This window comes from Halostagnicola bangensis, from assembly GCF_054653435.1.
Window position 1 is genome coordinate 2425295 of sequence record NZ_BAAIGG010000002.1, and the last position, 16831, is coordinate 2442125.

The window sequence follows — 16831 nt, forward strand, 5'->3', positions numbered from 1 at the left end:
ACGGGGCGGTCGCAACGAGATCGGCCACGAACCCGCGACGGGAATCCGAGTGACGGTTGCTGTCACCGAACCCGATAGGCATCCATGAACCGTCCACGCACGAACCGGTGGAAGACGCGACTCGCGGCGTTCGTCACGATCGCGATCGTCTCGATGGCGAGCGTCGCGATGATCGTCGCCGTCGTCGTCTCTGCCGTCATCGCAACGGCGATTCAGTACGCTCGAGCGAAGCTCCGAACCCGAAGCGACTCTCGCTCCGAACGCGAACCACCAGCGGGCTTCGAAGAGCGCTGAGGCGGTCTCGAGATGGACTCCGTTCTCCCTTGGGGCTGTTTCCGCCCGACCCACTCGATTCGATCTCGGCGTGTCGGACCGATCCGAGAATTGCGCTGATCCGGGACGTCGTTCTGGCTCGAACATTGCGCTGGTGAGAGACGTTGCTCTCGATCATGGAACTGTTCTGTCACCGTAGATACTGGTGGGATTGGTCGAGTCGGCAACTGCTCGAGACGAACGGTGTCGGTCACTCGGAGCAGAACCTCGAAACGATGATCTCCGGATGGAACTCTCAGTCGTCTGCGGCCGCCGCCTCGACCTCGCCCGCGGCGCTGGCTCGCTCCTGGTCCTCGAGGTACTCGTCGACGTCGAGTGCGGCTTTCGAGCCCATGCCCGCAGCCGTCACGGCCTGTTGGTAGTGGTAGTCGACGACGTCGCCGGCCCCGAAGATGCCGGACACGTCGGTTTCCGTTTGGCCGGCCCCGTCGCCGCCTTTTGTCTGCAGGTAGCCGTCTGCATCCATCTCCACGCCGGTGCCCTCGAGATAGTCGGTGTTGGGGGTGTGGCCGATGGCGAAAAAGACCGCGCCGACGTCGAACTCGAACTGGTCGGTTTCGGGGTCATCGAGTCGGTCGGTGGGGTGGCCGGCGTCGTTTTGGGCGAGGGTGACGTGGTCGACGCCTTCTTCGGGCGAGCCGTGGATCTCGAGGAGTTCGGTGTTTTTCATGATCTCGATGTCGCCGTCTTCGACCTGCTCGTGGACGCGGTCGATCCAGTACTGCTCGGCGCGGAACTCCTCGCGTCGGTGGGCGATGTAGACGGTGTCGGCGAACTTGGTAAGAAAGGAGGCTTCCTCCATGGCGGCGTCGCCGCCGCCGACGACGAGCATGTCCTCGTCGCGGAAGAAGGCTCCGTCGCAGGTTGCACACGTCGAGAGGCCGTAGCCCATGAGTTCGTCCTCGCCGGGAATACCAAGCGTCCGCGCGCTCGCACCCGAAGCGGCGATTACGGCGTCGGCCGTGTAGACGTCGCCGTTGGTCAACTCGACCCGGAACGGCCTGCTCGAGGCATCCACGTTGGCGATGATGCCATTTTTCAGCTCGGCACCGAACTGCTTGGCCTGCTCTTTCATGTTGTTGACCAGCTCGGGGCCACCGATGCCGTCAGGGAAGCCGGGGTAGTTCGCGACGTCGGTCGTCAGCGTCAACTGGCCGCCGGGTTCGTCGCCCTCGATCACCAGCGGGTCGTTGTCGCCGCGGCCGGCGTAGATCGCGGCCGTCAGCCCGGCGATACCCGTTCCGGCGATGATGAGTTTCCGGTGTTCGACGCTGTCGGCGGCTTCGCCGTCCTCTCGCGGGCTTTGCCCGCTTGAGTGGTTCGCGGAACTCCGTTCCGCACTATCTCCGTTTCGATGTCCCTTCGGCACATCGCCGGTCTCGGTTTCGATCCCTAGTTTCTCGTCGAGTTCGCCGGTTTCGTCGAGCGCGCTGGTCTCGTCCCAGCCGCCGATCAGTTCGTCGTCGATGAACACTTCGGGTGCCGTCTTGCGTCCGTCGGCGCGCTCGATCATCTCCTCGAAAAGCTCCTCATCACCCGTAACGTTGTAGGTCTCGTATTCGACGCCCTTCGCATCGAAGAGGTCCTTTGCCTTCTCACAATACGGGCAGTTCTCCTTGGTGTAGATCTCGACTCGAGGCTCGTCGCTCATACGGTACCGTTGGGACACAACGCCTAAAACGCCTTCTGTTTCCCAGCTTTTCCGGTCTTATCTCTCTTCGCCACCGGCGGTCGGGACGACGCACTTACGGACTCGAGACCCGATAGCTACGCCATATCGATGACCGCAGATCTCGAGGAAAAGACGAACCGGTATGGCGAACTACTGGCCGAAGCGCTAGCGGAAGCGACCGTCGCCCCGCCGGAGGGGACGCCGATGGCCAAGGCTGCGGCCGAGTGCTACGAGATGGCCGAATCCTACCTCGAGGACGGTACCCACTTTCGCGAGCAGGACGACCTCGTCAACGCCCTGGCGTCGTTTTCCTACGGCCACGCCTGGCTCGACGCCGGGGCTCGAGTCGGCCTGTTCGACGTTCCGACGGAGGGTCATCTCTTTACCGTCTGAGGTGGACGGTACCGTGTGAGATGCGCAGTACCTGGAAAATCTAAACCGGCAGGGACGTTTCCCTGTCGCCGAGCCAGGGGAGTCCATCCGGCGTATTCCAGAGACAGCGCTCAGGTAACGGGTATCAGAGACGAAATCCACATAACCGGTACGGAGACGGCGCTCATGTGTCGGAACCCGTCGCTTTCGCCGGGCGTTCCCAGTCGGTGAGAGCGATGACGGTTACTTACCTGTAGACCGAACGAAGTTCATACTACGGTGAGTTCGAACGTGAGTCAACGCACACCTGGCGCGGACCGACATCGTTATATCCACCAGGTTGATTGTCTCCCCCGAAACGATCACGTTTGATCACTATATAGGCGAAACCTATATAACCAAATCGCCGATCAGTTTATAAAGTAGGCAAAAGCTTTATAAACTCTTCGCCCTTACACTATGTTAGCTGCGACGACCGGGTTTTCTTCTGGTTCCCCCACCCGGGAGTCCCAAGTAACTAACTCGATACACCATGACTGATACATCAATCCGAACGTACTCACGCGAAAGTGAGACCGAAGAGGAAACGAGTACGAACGCCGAAGAACAGGAGCGCTGTCCGGAGTGTGGTGGACGGGTCGTCTCCGATGCCGAACACGCCGAGACCGTCTGTGAGGATTGCGGACTCGTCGTCGAAGAAGACGAGATCGACCGCGGTCCGGAGTGGCGAGCGTTCGACGCCGCCGAGAAAGACGAGAAGTCCCGCGTCGGTGCCCCGACCACGAACATGATGCACGATCAGGGGCTCTCGACGAACATCGGCTGGCAGGACAAAGACGCCTACGGGAACTCTCTGAGTTCCCGCCAGCGCCAGAAGATGCAGCGCCTGCGCACCTGGAACGAGCGCTTCCGAACGCGTGACTCCAAGGAGCGAAACCTGAAACAGGCACTCGGCGAGATCGACCGGATGGCCAGCGCCATCGGCCTCCCGGAGAACGTCCGCGAAACGGCGTCGGTCATCTACCGACGCGCGCTCGAGGAGGACCTCCTCCCCGGACGCTCGATCGAGGGGGTCGCGACCTCTTCGCTGTACGCCGCCGCTCGACAGGCCGGCACGCCGCGAAGCCTCGACGAGATTTCGGCCGTCAGCCGCGTCGACAAGATGGAGTTAACGCGAACCTACCGGTACGTCATCCGGGAGCTCGGCCTCGAGGTGCAGCCGGCCGATCCGGAACAGTACGTTCCCCGGTTTGCCAGCGGACTCGACCTCTCCGAGGAGACCGAACGGATGGCTCGAGAACTGCTCGACGCCGCTCGCGAGGAAGGCGTCCACAGCGGGAAATCTCCCGTTGGACTCGCCGCCGCATCGGTCTATGCCGCGGCATTGCTGACCAACGAGAAGGTCACCCAGAACGAGGTCAGCGAGGTCGCGAACATCTCGGAAGTAACGATCCGCAACCGCTACAAGGAACTGCTCGAGGCCTCGGACACGGCGACACCGGCCTAAGACGACGATCCGATCGATCGATGCTGTCGGTAGCGAACCGAACTTTTCCCGTTCGAAATCGACCTCGTAGCAGAAATCTTGTCGTGTCGACATAGCCAAGGAAGTTTTTTCACCCTCGGTGTGTAATACCATGCCATGGACGAGACGTCGATCCAATTGTTGTGTCCTGAATGTACGAAAGATTGGCAGCGAACACCAACTGACCTTCCCGACTCTTCGGAGCTTTTTCATTGCCCGAACTGTCACGCCTCGAGACAGACCTCGGAGTTTACTCGAACCGACCGCGATCTCCGGACGCTCAAACAGTTAGGATAGAGAGTCGTCTCGACTGGACGATGGGCCGCTGGCCATCCGTCATCGTCGCCGACGAGTGGCCCGGCCGCAGTGTCCGTGAAACGGTCGGCGAGCGAAGCCGATTAGGAAAGTCTTAATCGGCTTTTCGCGACTCTTGCTGAGAGTTTTGGTGAATTTGCCTCAACCCGGAATCGTCCAGTGTGGAAACAGGCAACTACGCGGACAGGCCCAGTGTGTTAACATCTCTCAAGATAATAATATAACCCTGCAGTGGTTAGAATTGCATGGTTATGAAGAAACAGGAGCTCATTCACCTTCACGGCCTTCTTGCCGAAGTATCGAACCAGTGTGCCGCGTGGGAAGACTGTCAAATTAACCTCGACGAATACGAATCGCTTGGTATTCGACCGACATCAATCCACAAATCAAAGACAGACCACAAGGCCGCTGTTTTCGCAATCGCAGGGGGAATCACGTACAACATGCGTGAGGAAGAAGAACAAGAAGCAGTCGCTGCAACCGCAGACTGAAGACACGTCGACTCCTCTGAAACTAACTACTCTAGTGACAACGCTGGTGACACTGGTTCTGAGTTCCAATCTCGTTCCGATCAGTATCCTCTTGTTCCGATAAGTATCCGCCTGTTATCGCACGATATCTCTTTGGGGTTACCCGTTTCGTATAATCGTTCCAGGGGCGACTGAACCGCTCGCTGTGCTGATATGGGTATCCTACTCGCTTAATATCGTCCCTTTCTCGCTCGATCGTTGTTCCGTTCGAACGGTTTCGAATTACCGAAGCTGGATCTGGTCGGTAACACGGTATTTCGGACGAGCGTTCAATACCAACGAAACGTTTTGTGTCGTTTCACGCCCCCTCGACGCTTTGGTTTTCTCCAGTTTATCACAGGACTGAGTCCCCCAATATCACTAGAATTTCACGACGGAACCGTTTCGACGGCGACCCGAAAAATCACTCGAGCAGCTCTTCGAACTCGGGCAGAACGTCGTCGTCTGCAGCCGCGTCGACTTCGGCGTCGCTCGACTCGTCGTCGTCCTCGGGAACTGGCTCGTCCGTTTCTTCGTCGTCGCTCGATTCTGCGGTCTCGTCGTCCGCTGATGCGTCTTCATCCGCCGGCGTTTCGTCGTCGACCGCTTCGCTCTCTTCGTCTTCCTCGTCATCGTCTTCGATCACCTCGACGTGGAGGACCTCGAGCGGAATGTTCTCGAGTCGCTGACCGATCTCCTTGCGGGCGATTCGGGAGGCGTGTTCCTCGCGTTCGACGTTGAATACGGTCATCTCGAGTTCCAGCGCGACGAGCGCTTCGTCGGCGGCGATGAAGGCGGGCTCGAGTTCCTCCCCGGAGGGGGACGTCCGCGTCCCCATGTTGATTTCGACGTAATTCAGATCAGGGTTCAACATCTCACCGGTCTTCGAGATCCCGATTCGAATGGCCTCGTTCTCCGTCTCGACGTCGTATACGGGCACGGCGGCCTCGACGACAACCCTGCAGTTCATATCGTGATATTGTATAGCCAACAGTATGAAGCTTCGCCCCACGCAACTCGACTGAGAACCGCCCGCGGCGGAGTTCGCCACAGATCGTACGGTGTCGTCGTGAAGCGGCGAGACTGTCTGCCACCTGCGTCCACCCCACACTCGCTCAGTTTGTCGCGCCCGAGTCAGTTTCCCGTCTCGTCGGAATCGATGCCCGTTCGAATCGCTCGTCGTAACCGACAGCGCTTCGAAAGGCCCAAGCCGTCGCTACCGAATTGCGAGGCAATGGAAACGGGAACGATCCCGATCGCGGAGTGTTCCGGTGGATTCGATCTGTATCGAACGCTCGAGAGCGGACAGAGCTACCTCTGGCGGCGCGAAGACGGCGAGATGTACAACGACGACGCCGAACCCGGTCCCGGCCACGACCGCTGGTATTCGACCGTCGTCGACGGAGACGTCATCCGCGTTCGACGCCGCGGCGGCGATCAACCGGGGGCGGCCGACGATTCGAGCGCCGGCGTCCTCGAGTGGGAGGCGAGCGACGACCGCGAACCGACGATCCGCCGCCTGCTTCGGCTCGACGACGACCTCGAGTCGATCGTCGAATCGGCACCGGCAGATCCGTTCCTCGAGGAGGCCTACGAGGCCTACCGCGGCCTCCGACTGGTCGAGGATCCGCCGTTCGGAACCCTGATCTCGTTTATCTGCTCGGCCCAGATGCGAGTCAGCCGAATTCACGGGATGGTCTCGACGCTCGCCCGAACCTACGGTGACGAGATCGAGTTCGACGGCGAAACCTATCACGCGTTCCCGCGGCCCGAACAGCTCGCGTCATCAACCGAAGCCGAACTGCGCGACCTCGGACTCGGCTATCGCGCCCCCTACGTCGTCCGAACGGCCGAAATGGTTGCGAACGGCGACGGCCATCCGGCGGACGCACGCGACCTCGAGTACGAGGACGCCCGCGACCATCTCACCCAGTTCGTCGGTGTCGGGGACAAGGTTGCTGACTGCATCCTCCTGTTTTCGCTCGGGTTCGACGAAGCCGTCCCGCTCGACACCTGGATCAAGACCGCAATCGCCGACTACTATCCCGACTGCGACTGCGGGAACTACGCTGAAACCTCTCGAGCTATTCGGGAACGTTTCGGCGGGAAATACGCCGGCTACGCCCAGACGTACGTCTTTCATTACCTCAGAACGGACGGAAGCAACCTGTAGACGGTGGCTCTTCTATAGTCAACTTTTGCCTGACAGGATTGCTTGGCGTGGCTGTCTTGAACTGAATCTGTCCGTAATTCGTCTGTCAGTGCCGTTTGCAGAAAACGCCCGAGACAACTGTTTTGTTCGGTTTCTCGACCAAGCAGTTCAATGAGTGAATCTTTCACTGAACGACATGAAAAGATAAACGACGCTATTTAACCTTCCCCATGGTGTCTTCTGTAAATTATGTTCTTAAGGCAATCTCGCATTTCTGTGTCGAAAAATACAGGAAGGCAATAGAACAATGAACAACTCACTCACACAAGAATATATGTGGTCTTCACATCATTTCAAAAACAAAAATAAATCGTTATTATACTTATTAAATTCCTGCCAATAAGGTATAGAAATACCACCAGTGAAGGCTTGATAGGAACAATATAGTGTTGAACGACCGGTAATTTCGGAACAACCACTATTGTTTTTTTAAAGGGGGGTAGAAGCGATGGTCGCCCAAACCGGGCAATGAACGGACATGAGTGATTACACCAATTCAAACGACGAATCGAGACGATCCGTTATGAAGAAAGGCGCACTGACCGCAACGGCTCTCGCGGTCGGTGCAGGAGCGTCTGCGGGGACGGCAACGGCCCAAGAAGAAGAGGGTGAAGTCGTCATAAGCGGCCAGGATTATTACCCGAACGCCGATTTCGAGGTTCTCGCGGAGTTCGAATCCGGCACTCGCGACGAAATCATGGAGTCGGAGAACTTCGAGGGTGAGTTCGACAACGTCGGCGATTGGGACGCCTACGCGGTTAACTTCGACATTGGAACTGGCGGTGTGTTGGGATACTTCTTCGTCGACGAAGACGACGCGGACATCAGTGCCGGAGACACCGGCTCGATGACCGGAAGCGCCTCATTCCGCAACGCAGAGACGAATCTGCTCGAGGCGAACGTCTCCACCGAACCTGCCGAAGAAGAACCGGAAGAGGAAGAGGAAGAACCGCCTGAAGAGGAAGAAGATGAACCGGAAGAGGAAGAAGACCCAGAGAACGAATCGAACTGATACTCATGGAAGATAACGTCAGTTCAGACGGAGAGTCGAGACGGTCCGTTATGAAGAAAGGAGCACTGACTGCAACCGCTCTCGCGGTCGGTGCAGGCGCCTCCGCGGGGACGGCAACGGCCCAAGAAGATGATGAACAAGAGGAAAATGGCCAGGAAGATGAGGGTGAAGTCGTTGTAAGCGGGCAGGATTATTACCCGAACGCCGATTTCGAGGTTCTCGCGGAGTTCGAATCCGGCACTCGCGACGAAATCATGGAGTCGGAGAACTTCGAGGGTGAGTTCGACAACGTTGGCGATTGGGACGCCTACGCGGTTAACTTCGACATTGGAACTGGCGGTGTGTTGGGATACTTCTTCGTCGACGAAGACGACGCGGACATCAGTGCCGGAGACACCGGCTCGATGACCGGAAGCGCCTCATTCCGCAACGCGGAGACGAATCTGCTCGAGGCGAACGTCTCCACCGAACCTGCCGAAGAAGAACCGGAAGAGGAAGAACCGCCTGAAGAGGAGGAGCCCGAGGAAGAGGAGCCGCCCGAGGAAGAGGAGCCGCCTGAAGAAGAGGAACCCGAGGAAGAGCCCCCAGAGGAAGAGGAGCCGCCTGAAGAGGAGAACAACGACAACGGTGGAATTTTCGGTTAAAACCACTCTCTCTTCTTTATTCGGCCAGACATCTCCATATCCTTTTTGTTAACGCACTGTTCTGTTAACGCCTTCTTTGAGAGGGTAGTGCTACGGCCGGAGGGCTTGTAGGTACTACCAGCCTCGCCCGACTGTCTCATGAGCCACGCACTACGCTCCGTGCTCCCTAGATCAAGTATTCTCGAGACAACGCCCCCTCTCGACTGATCGTTGGAAGCACCCATTTCAGGTATCCGATACGCTGTAACTTTCTATACGGCTGGACCCGTAATCCCATCGACCGATGTCAGATCCCTTCAGAATCGGACTCATCGTTCCGAGTTCGAACGTCACGATGGAGACGGAGATTCCGGCAATGGTGAACGCTCGCCCAGATCACTACGGCGAATCGTTCACGTTCCACTCGAGTCGCATGCGGATGCAAAGCGTCACCCAAGAGGAACTCGAGCGCATGGACGAACAGTCCGAGCGCTGTGCCACCCTCCTCTCGGACGCGAGATGCAATGTGCTCGCGTACGCGTGTCTCATCGGAATTATGGCTCAAGGGCCGAGGTATCACGAAGAAAGCGAGACGACACTTCACGAGAAGACCGTCGAGAACGATGGCGACGCGCCTGTCGTAACGAGTGCGGGTGCGCTCGTCCGAGCGCTCGAGCGCCTCGAGGCCGAGGAAGTCGCCCTGATCGCGCCGTATGTAGAGGACCTCACGCGGACGGTAATCGATTACTTCGAAAGCGCCGGCGTCGACGTGATCGACTACGAGACCCTCGAGTGTCCGGATAATCTCGAGGTCGCCCAACTCGACCAGCGAAACCTCATGGATATCGCCGCCGATCTCGACACCGACGCCGCCGATGCGCTCGTCCTCTCATCGTGCGTCCAGATGCCGTCGCTCAACTCCGTCCAGGCCGCGGAGGATCGGTTCGGGATTCCGGTGTTCTCGGCGGCGACCGCGACGACGTACGAGATTCTCGACCACCTTGATCTGAGTACGCAGGTTCCCGGCGCGGGACGACTGCTCGCGGGGCGGATGAACGAGTAAGCGGATCTTGGCGGCTCATCCGTCCACCGCCTTCCTCGCCCTATTCGCTTCGATACTCATTCCTGTCTCACCCGTCCGGACAGTCTCCGTCTCACCTGTCTTTCCCGTCTCGATAATCGTCCCTGCCGGCAATCGCCCAGTACGCCTGCGAGAGGATCGTGATCGCAAATATCGCGCCGAGGACGCCGGTCACGACGAGCGCTTCCGTTCGACCGATGAGAACCGCGGTCAACCCGTACGCGACGCCGAGAAACAGGATCGAGCCGGCGACGAGTTCGAGTAACTCCCGAATATCGGCTCGAGAACTCGAGACGTCGAGAAACTCCTCCTCGAGGCGCTCGATCGGTCCCATCAGCGAAACAGCACCTGATTACGATCGAGGAGCATCATCAGCAGAACTCCTCGAGGGTCGTCTGATTTCGCTTCAGCGGCCGCGCTCGATAGCCGTAATTCGTCTCGAGGACGTCGGCGAACGCCTCATCGAAGCCGTGGTTCGTGTAGACGACGTCGGGGTCGACCGCTTCGACGGTCTCGATGAGTTCGTCGTAGTCGCAGTGGTCGGTGAGCGGGAAGGTAACGTCGTAGTTGCCGCGATACAGGAAGCCATTGTCGACGGCCCAGCCCGAGAATCCGGCTTTGTGCCCGCCGACCGCTTCGACCGTGCGTTCGACCCAGTCGGCTCTAGCCTGATTCGACGGGAGTACGACGATTTCGTCGCTTAGATCCCGTAACTCTCCGTCTCCGTAGGCTCGAGCCGAAAACGAGAGGTCGGTGGCCGCTTCGATGGCGCGGTTGACGCGGTCGATCGATTCGGAGATGAGGAGTTCGCGATCCGAGACCTCGCTCGCGAGCCACTGGAGCTTTTGGGCCCGTCCGAGGGAGTAGCCAAACAGGAACAGCGGCCGGTCGTTGGTATCTGTGATCCAGTCGCGAATTTGCGCCTCGAGTTCGGCTTGATCTGGAAACCGGTATTTTGGAAGCCCGTAGGTCGTCTCCATTACCAGCACGTCGGCCTCGATAGCGTCGGGATCGAACCCCTCGAGATAGGCCCGATCGCGGATCGAAAAGTCGCCCGTGTAACAGTAACGTCGACCGGACGCGTCCTCGAACAGGGCCGCTCGAGAGCCGACGACGTGGCCCGCCGGGACGAGGTCGATCGCCGGCGTCGACTCGACGAACGCGAACTCGGTTCCCGAGCGCGCCTCGGCGATTTCGGCCGTCTCGGCCGAGCAAACGATCGTTTCCGGTGAGCTGGTCGTCGATCCGAACGTGTGATCGGCGTGGGCGTGGCTCACGATATTGACGTCACCGACGGCACTCCGCGCGTCGGCGACGACGTGTGGCTCGCCCTCGAAATGAATGCCGTCGCGATGTCGAACCGTCACTACGTCCACAGACGGGCTCGAGCATCCTTGGCTTGTCGATTTGTTGGTTCTCGAGACTCCATGTTCTCGAGCAGTCGGCCAGAAATCGCGTACCCGTCAGAAATCGTGTTCACTGCGGATAGGAACTGAGCGGCGTTAGTCTGTTAGAAACGGATCGATAAGTTATGGAAATGGTCCGGAAAAGGTCCAGTACTTACTTTACTGATACAGTCGTATTTTCTGATGATGGTCGAAACTCTTCTGCTGATTGGGATCGTCGCCTCGGTGTTCGTCGGAGTCAACATTGGTGGGTCATCGACCGGGATCACGTGGGGGCCGTCCGTCGGTGCCGGAATCGTCAAGAAGACGACTGCGGCGGCCGTCATGACCGTCTTCGTCTTTCTCGGCGGAATAACCGTCGGGCAAAACGTGATGGAGACACTCAGTGAAGGCATTATTACGACCGATCTGACGCTGGCTGCGGGGGTTGCCGTCCTCTTCTTTATCGGATTGGGCATTCTCGTCGCCAACATCTTTGGCGTGCCCGTTCCGACATCGATGACGACTGTCGGTGCGATCGCGGGACTCGGATTGGCAACCGGGACCCTCAACTACGTGACCATGGCGGAGATCATCACCTGGTGGATCGTCACTCCGATCATCGGGTTCTGGGTCGGCGGGGTCATCGGGCGATATCTCTATCCGGCGGTCAATCAGCGGGTCGATATCAAGAAATCCGAGGGCCCGCTCCTGATTCTTGATCGACAGGGAACGGTTCCGACGCCCGCGTTCGGTCCGAACACGACCTGGCGGGAACTCGGTACCACGACAGCCGTCCTTATTATCGGGTGTTACATGGCGTTCAGTGCTGGGGCGAGCAACGTTCCGAACGCCGCTGCGCCGCTCGTCGGCGAAGCCGGGCTGGAAGTGACGAACGCAGTCATTATCGCGACGATTGCGATCGGTATCGGTGGGTTCACCATCGCTCGGCGAACGATGGATTCCGTCGGTGGTGAGCTGAGTGACATTCCACTACTCGCAGCGCTTTTTGTCATGGTGACCGCATCGTCGATCACGACCGCCCTTTCGTACATCGGCATCCCAATCAGCCTCGTGATGGCAACGGTGATGACGATCGTCGGCATCGGCTGGGGTCGGGCGACTCGGCCGATCACCTTCCGCGAAGCCGTCAGTCGCGACAGCGAGGGTGAGGACCGTGAGATCGAGTTGGGTGCGATCGTCACCGAAGAACAAGAAGACAAACCGACACCGCCGATCGGCGAGGCAGAAACCGAAGAAGTGCTTCACGGAAGTGATCTATTCAACCCACAGGCGGTGATCAAGTACGTCTCGATGTGGATCATCGGCCCGTCGATGTCGACGATACTGGCCTACGGGTTCTTTGTTCTCGTCCCCGGGGTCGCCTGACGGAGGGAAACTTACGTCCCTGGTTGCTGTATCTCGAGACATGCTTTCGAGCATTCTCGTCCCGATGGACGACTCCGAACCGGCCGGTCGCGCCCTGAAATACGCGCTTGAAAACCACCCCGACGCCGAGGTCACCGTCCTCCACGTCGTCGGCGCCCCATCGATGATGATGGGCGACGCGGTGGGTCTCACGCTTGAAGACGACATCGACGAAGCCGCCGACGAACGCGCCGATCCTATCTTCGATCGCGCCCACGAGATCGCTACAGACCAGGACAGGGAGATCGAGACGATCGTCAGCGTGGGCCACCCGGCCCGGAACGTCATCGATCGCGCCGACGACTACGATACGGTTGTAATCGGGGCTCACGGTTCGGACCGGAGCCGCGCGGCGCACCGATTTCTCGTCGGTAACGTCGCTGAGACGGTATCAAAGCGGTCGTCGGTGCCGGTAACGATCGTTCGCTGAGCTCCGGTCGGCCCGTACGGTTCGAAGCCGTCTTCGGCGGACTCTTCGATTCTCCAAAACCCGTTACGTATCCGAAAGAGAGCCGGACTTTTACCCCTCGCTCGCCTCCCATCCAACATGACAGATCGAACTCGAGTGCACGTGTTCGTCTCCGGAACCGTCCAGGGCGTCTACTATCGGGCGACGACTCGAGACACGGCTCGAGACGCCGGGGTCGACGGTTGGGTGAAGAACTTGGAGGACGGGCGCGTCGAGGCGGTGTTCGAGGGCCCCGAGGACGCCGTCGCGTCGATGGTCGAGTGGTGTCACGAGGGAAGTCCTGCCGCGGACGTCAGCGACGTGCAGGCCGAGTTCGAAGAACCCCAGGACGAAGACGGGTTCGAAATCCGGTACTAACGCAACCGATCCACCATGTCCGATTCAGAGCCGTCGTCGATCCGATCGCTCGCCGTCGCCGCCGAGGACGTCCTCGACGCGGCGATCTACACTCGAGAAAATCCCGGCACCGCCGTCCTTCGAGCGACGCCGCCGTTTCACGGCCGGATGCGCGCCCGGCTACACGTGTTTCACGATCCGGAGGCTCGAGTGCCCGACGCGATTCACGTAGCGCCGGCCGATCTCCTCGAGGACGAGGTTCTCGAGGCCTACCCCACATTCGGCGAGCAACTCGAGGAGACGGACGGGACCGATCCGGACCGGATCGGGGAACGACGAGAACGGGAACTCGAAGCCTGGCGCGACCGCGCCGCGGACGCGATCTGCGAGTCGGTCGTACTCGAGTCGGTCACAGTCGAGGAGGGCCACGGCGAGGGCCGGAAACACCGCGTCGACGTGAAGCGACTCGGCTGATACTCACCGCTCGAGAACGGAGCCGCGATAGGCGGAGCGGACGGAAACCCCCGTTCGACGGCGACACCTCCTCCGTCACGTACTTTCACTTTCACTGTGGACGGATCGCTTTCACGTACTATCGCTCCAACTGACTGGTATGAATCAACTCGTAAAGCAGTTCGACGACGAACCGAGCGACCGAGAACCGGGAGTCGACTCCGACAGGCCGCGGATCGATGTCAGCGACCTGCGAGCGAAAGGCGTCGAGGAGTTCGTCCGGACGAACGTGGGCACGGATCGCGTCTCGCTCGAACACCGCGGGTCGCACACCTATCTCGTCGTCGAAGAGTAATTCTCGCCGTCCGGAAGTCGCTGTCGCCGTCAAGAAGCAACTCTCGGATTCGCCGGGAGAACGTTCGTTCTGCGCTCGTTTCGGAAAACCGGTACGACTACCCTGCCGCGCTCTCGAGTACCACGCATGCGAATCGCACGGCTCGCGACTCCGGACGGACCGGTCGCTGGACGGTACGAAGACGGCGTGATACATGCAGACGACGGCGAGTACGAGGTGGGCATCGACGGTTCGTTGCTCCCGCCGTCTGTCCCCGACGCGCTGTACTGCGTCGGTCGGAATTACACGGCAACGCTCGAGCAGATGGAGTACGAACGCCCCGATGTACCGGACTTTTTCATCAAGCCACCGACGGCGTTGCTCGGCCACGAACAGCCGATTCCGTACCCCTCGTTTACCGACGAACTGACCTACGCGGGCGAGCTCGCGGCCGTCATCGACGTGCGCTGTCGGAACCTCGAGCCTTCGGAAGTCAACGATGTTGTCCGAGGCTACACGATCATGAACGACATGGACGCGCTCGACCAGGCCGGACGCAGTGCACGCAAGGCGTTTGACAACTCCGGCCCGCTCGGACCATGGCTCGAGACTGATCTCGATCCGACGGGGATCGATATGTGGACGGACGTTGGCGGAGAGCGCCGACAGGAAGCCAACACGGAGCTAATGTTGTTCGATCCGTCCGAAATCGTCTCGCACCTCTCCGAACGCGTCACGTTCGAACCCGGCGACGTCGTCGCCTTCGGCAGTCCGGCGAACCCCGGCCTCGTCGAACCCGGCGAGACAGTCGAAATCACCTACGAGGGGGTCGGAACGTTGCGAAATACGGTAGTCGATCCGGGCGAAGCGGACTCCTAGGGCCGGGCAGAAAGGCACTTCCGAACGCACCTCATTTCCTCGAGTGTGAGTACCGACACGTCGAACGAGCGAGGAACCGGCCCGCAACGAATCGAGGTCTACGACGGCCGAGAGGCGATCGTTGAGTTCGATCCCGACCTCACGTTCGAGTGTGTCGAGGACTGTACCTGGTGTTGTCACCACGGCGTCTTGCTCTACGACCGAGATCTGATCGAGCTCGCCGCTCGAGCGAACCTTTCGGAGACGACGACCGACTTTCGGGGCGAGAAGTTCGTCACTCGCGAGCAAAAAGATCGCGAGGAACACGTCGACGAGGACGGCAACGCCTGTGCGTTCCTCCGGGAGGACGGCCTCTGTTCGCTCCACCTCGAGGAGGACTGGAAACCCACGCGCTGTTCGGTCTTTCCGCTGGGCGTCTGGCTCGAGGACGGCGACCTCCACGTCGACATCCGCGATTCGGCACACGACCACTGCGAGGGGTTAAACGTCAGCGACCGGCGCGTTATCGAGAATCTCGAGGCGTTTCTTCCGAAAGTATTGTGGGACCTCGAGAACCCGGATTCCGAACGAGTCCTGTGATCGACGGCGGTGTGTCTCGCGAATAAGTTCCTTTTGATCGGCTCAGACCTTGTGTAATTGTTCATAACGTACTTGGCAGTTCCTGTGGTAAGTGCTACCGTTATGCAGATAGATGCAGCGGTCGTTAACGAAGAAGGGGGCGCGTTCGATATCGAGGGTGTCGAACTCGAGGAGCCACAGGACAACGAAGTGCTGGTTCGAATCGTCGGCGCTGGCGTCTGCCACACGGATCTGATCGTTCGGGATCAGCTGTATCCGACGCCGTTGCCGGCGGTACTCGGCCACGAAGGGTCCGGCGTGGTCGAATCGGTCGGGGACGGCGTCGCGGCCGTCGAGCCGGGAGACCGAGTCGTCCTGAGCTTCGATTACGACGAGGAGTGTTCCAACTGTCGCGACGGCCACCCGGCTTACTGCGAGGACTTCTTCGCCCACAACTTCGGCGGCGCACGACCCGAAGACGGAACGTCGCCGCTCTCTCAGGACGGCGAGACAGTGAGCGGGCGCTTTTTCGGCCAGTCGTCGTTCGCGACGCACGCGATCGCGACCGAACGGAACGTCGTTCCCGTCGAGGACGACGTTCCGCTCGAGTTGCTCGGGCCGCTCGGCTGCGGGATCCAGACCGGAGCGGGTGCGGTCATCAACTCCCTGGCACCCGAAACCGGCTCTTCGATCGCCATCTTCGGTGCGGGTTCGGTCGGCCTCTCGGCGGTGATGGCCGCGGAGATCGAGGGCTGTACGGACATCGTCTCGGTCGAATTGAAGGACAACCGTCGCGAGTTGGCCGCGGACCTCGGCGCGACTGAAACCGTCGATCCGGCGTCGGTCGACGACGCAGTCGAAGCGGTACGCGAACTGACCGACGGTGGAGTCGACTACGCGCTCGAGACGACCGGCGTTCCCGAGGTGGCCGAACAGACGATCGCCGCGCTCACCCAGCGGGGGACTGTGGGAATCGTCGGTGCCCCGGCGCTCGGGACCGAAGCGAGCTTCGACGTCAACGATCTCATCCTCAACGGGCGATCGATTACCGGAATCGTCGAGGGCGATTCGAACCCAAAGCAGTTTATTCCCGACCTCATCGAACTCTACCGCCAGGGGAAGTTCCCGTTCGACGAACTCGTCACCTACTACGAGTTCGACGAGATCGAAGAGGCGGTCGAGGCTTCGGAGAACGGGGAGACGATCAAGCCGGTACTTCGTATCAGCGAACCATAATATAAAGAATCGTTGACTTCTTGTTTTAGCTCGAAACAGCTCTGGACCTGACTATCTCGACGAGTTGGGAAATTGTGTGGCAGTGAGTGTCATGATAAC

21 protein-coding genes are annotated in these 16831 nt (G+C 59.7%); 17 read left to right on the forward strand and 4 right to left on the reverse strand.

Annotated features, from left to right (window positions below; all coding sequences use genetic code 11):
* Positions 1–84: 84 nt before the first annotated feature.
* On the forward strand, positions 85–294 hold the full coding sequence (locus tag ACYQ14_RS13755) for a hypothetical protein (RefSeq protein ID WP_459889009.1): 210 nt from the start codon (positions 85–87) through the stop codon (positions 292–294).
* Positions 295–568: 274 nt separating this feature from the next.
* Here the strand turns inward: ACYQ14_RS13755 and ACYQ14_RS13760 are convergent, their stop codons facing one another.
* Positions 569–1984: an FAD-dependent oxidoreductase gene (locus tag ACYQ14_RS13760; RefSeq protein WP_459889010.1), complete on the reverse strand. Its 1416-nt coding sequence runs from the start codon at positions 1982–1984 to the stop codon at positions 569–571.
* Positions 1985–2113: 129 nt separating this feature from the next.
* Here ACYQ14_RS13760 and ACYQ14_RS13765 point away from each other — a divergent pair, with 129 nt between their 5' ends.
* The 4 genes from ACYQ14_RS13765 to ACYQ14_RS13780 all read left to right on the forward strand — a co-directional run bounded on the left by ACYQ14_RS13765 (position 2114) and on the right by ACYQ14_RS13780 (position 4708).
* Positions 2114–2398, forward strand: coding sequence for a DUF357 domain-containing protein (locus ACYQ14_RS13765; protein ID WP_459889011.1), 285 nt, complete (start codon positions 2114–2116; stop codon positions 2396–2398).
* A gap of 511 nt (positions 2399–2909) precedes the next feature.
* Positions 2910–3884 carry a transcription initiation factor IIB gene (locus ACYQ14_RS13770; RefSeq protein WP_283837979.1) on the forward strand — a complete coding sequence of 325 codons (975 nt, stop codon included), beginning with the start codon at positions 2910–2912 and terminating at the stop codon, positions 3882–3884.
* Between the two features lie 135 nt (positions 3885–4019).
* Positions 4020–4199 carry a DUF7836 family putative zinc-binding protein gene (locus ACYQ14_RS13775; protein ID WP_459889012.1) on the forward strand — a complete coding sequence of 60 codons (180 nt, stop codon included), beginning with the start codon at positions 4020–4022 and terminating at the stop codon, positions 4197–4199.
* Between the two features lie 269 nt (positions 4200–4468).
* Positions 4469–4708 carry a UPF0058 family protein gene (locus ACYQ14_RS13780; RefSeq protein WP_049954084.1) on the forward strand — a complete coding sequence of 80 codons (240 nt, stop codon included), beginning with the start codon at positions 4469–4471 and terminating at the stop codon, positions 4706–4708.
* Between the two features lie 442 nt (positions 4709–5150).
* Here the strand turns inward: ACYQ14_RS13780 and ACYQ14_RS13785 are convergent, their stop codons facing one another.
* Entirely contained in the window at positions 5151–5696 is a 546-nt protein-coding gene (locus tag ACYQ14_RS13785; RefSeq protein ID WP_459889013.1) for a DUF555 domain-containing protein, read from the reverse strand.
* Between the two features lie 264 nt (positions 5697–5960).
* Here ACYQ14_RS13785 and ACYQ14_RS13790 point away from each other — a divergent pair, with 264 nt between their 5' ends.
* From ACYQ14_RS13790 to ACYQ14_RS13805, 4 genes are all read left to right on the forward strand, one after another.
* On the forward strand, positions 5961–6899 hold the full coding sequence (locus ACYQ14_RS13790; RefSeq protein WP_459889014.1) for a DNA-3-methyladenine glycosylase family protein: 939 nt from the start codon (positions 5961–5963) through the stop codon (positions 6897–6899).
* A gap of 562 nt (positions 6900–7461) precedes the next feature.
* A complete protein-coding gene (locus ACYQ14_RS13795; RefSeq protein WP_459889015.1) occupies positions 7462–7950 on the forward strand; it encodes a calcium-binding protein in 489 nt (162 codons plus the stop codon).
* Positions 7951–8000: 50 nt separating this feature from the next.
* Positions 8001–8594, forward strand: coding sequence for a calcium-binding protein (locus ACYQ14_RS13800; protein WP_459889016.1), 594 nt, complete (start codon positions 8001–8003; stop codon positions 8592–8594).
* Positions 8595–8877: 283 nt separating this feature from the next.
* Positions 8878–9636, forward strand: coding sequence for a maleate cis-trans isomerase family protein (locus ACYQ14_RS13805; RefSeq protein ID WP_459889017.1), 759 nt, complete (start codon positions 8878–8880; stop codon positions 9634–9636).
* 91 nt (positions 9637–9727) lie between these two features.
* Here ACYQ14_RS13805 and ACYQ14_RS13810 read toward each other — a convergent pair whose 3' ends face one another.
* Both ACYQ14_RS13810 and ACYQ14_RS13815 read right to left on the reverse strand, forming a co-directional pair.
* A complete protein-coding gene (locus tag ACYQ14_RS13810) occupies positions 9728–9988 on the reverse strand; it encodes a hypothetical protein (RefSeq protein WP_283837986.1) in 261 nt (86 codons plus the stop codon).
* A gap of 37 nt (positions 9989–10025) precedes the next feature.
* Positions 10026–11021 carry an MBL fold metallo-hydrolase gene (locus ACYQ14_RS13815; RefSeq protein ID WP_459889018.1) on the reverse strand — a complete coding sequence of 332 codons (996 nt, stop codon included), beginning with the start codon at positions 11019–11021 and terminating at the stop codon, positions 10026–10028.
* 225 nt (positions 11022–11246) lie between these two features.
* On the opposite strand from ACYQ14_RS13815, the gene ACYQ14_RS13820 reads away from it, so the two are divergent.
* The 8 genes from ACYQ14_RS13820 to ACYQ14_RS13855 all read left to right on the forward strand — a co-directional run bounded on the left by ACYQ14_RS13820 (position 11247) and on the right by ACYQ14_RS13855 (position 16732).
* Complete coding sequence (locus ACYQ14_RS13820; protein ID WP_459890076.1) at positions 11247–12428, forward strand: inorganic phosphate transporter; 1182 nt, start codon at positions 11247–11249, stop codon at positions 12426–12428.
* A gap of 40 nt (positions 12429–12468) precedes the next feature.
* Entirely contained in the window at positions 12469–12897 is a 429-nt protein-coding gene (locus ACYQ14_RS13825) for a universal stress protein (protein WP_459889019.1), read from the forward strand.
* A 117-nt stretch (positions 12898–13014) separates the two neighbouring features.
* Positions 13015–13293, forward strand: a complete 279-nt coding sequence (locus ACYQ14_RS13830) for an acylphosphatase (protein ID WP_459889020.1) — start codon at positions 13015–13017, stop codon at positions 13291–13293.
* Between the two features lie 15 nt (positions 13294–13308).
* Positions 13309–13746 (forward strand): DUF8009 family protein, encoded by a 438-nt coding sequence (locus ACYQ14_RS13835; protein WP_459889021.1) that lies wholly within the window; start codon positions 13309–13311, stop codon positions 13744–13746.
* A gap of 139 nt (positions 13747–13885) precedes the next feature.
* Positions 13886–14080: a hypothetical protein gene (locus ACYQ14_RS13840; protein WP_459889022.1), complete on the forward strand. Its 195-nt coding sequence runs from the start codon at positions 13886–13888 to the stop codon at positions 14078–14080.
* A gap of 126 nt (positions 14081–14206) precedes the next feature.
* Positions 14207–14938, forward strand: a complete 732-nt coding sequence (locus ACYQ14_RS13845; protein WP_459889023.1) for a fumarylacetoacetate hydrolase family protein — start codon at positions 14207–14209, stop codon at positions 14936–14938.
* Between the two features lie 45 nt (positions 14939–14983).
* On the forward strand, positions 14984–15517 hold the full coding sequence (locus ACYQ14_RS13850) for a hypothetical protein (RefSeq protein WP_459889024.1): 534 nt from the start codon (positions 14984–14986) through the stop codon (positions 15515–15517).
* Positions 15518–15619: 102 nt separating this feature from the next.
* Positions 15620–16732 (forward strand): NAD(P)-dependent alcohol dehydrogenase, encoded by a 1113-nt coding sequence (locus ACYQ14_RS13855; protein ID WP_459889025.1) that lies wholly within the window; start codon positions 15620–15622, stop codon positions 16730–16732.
* Positions 16733–16831: the final 99 nt, after the last annotated feature.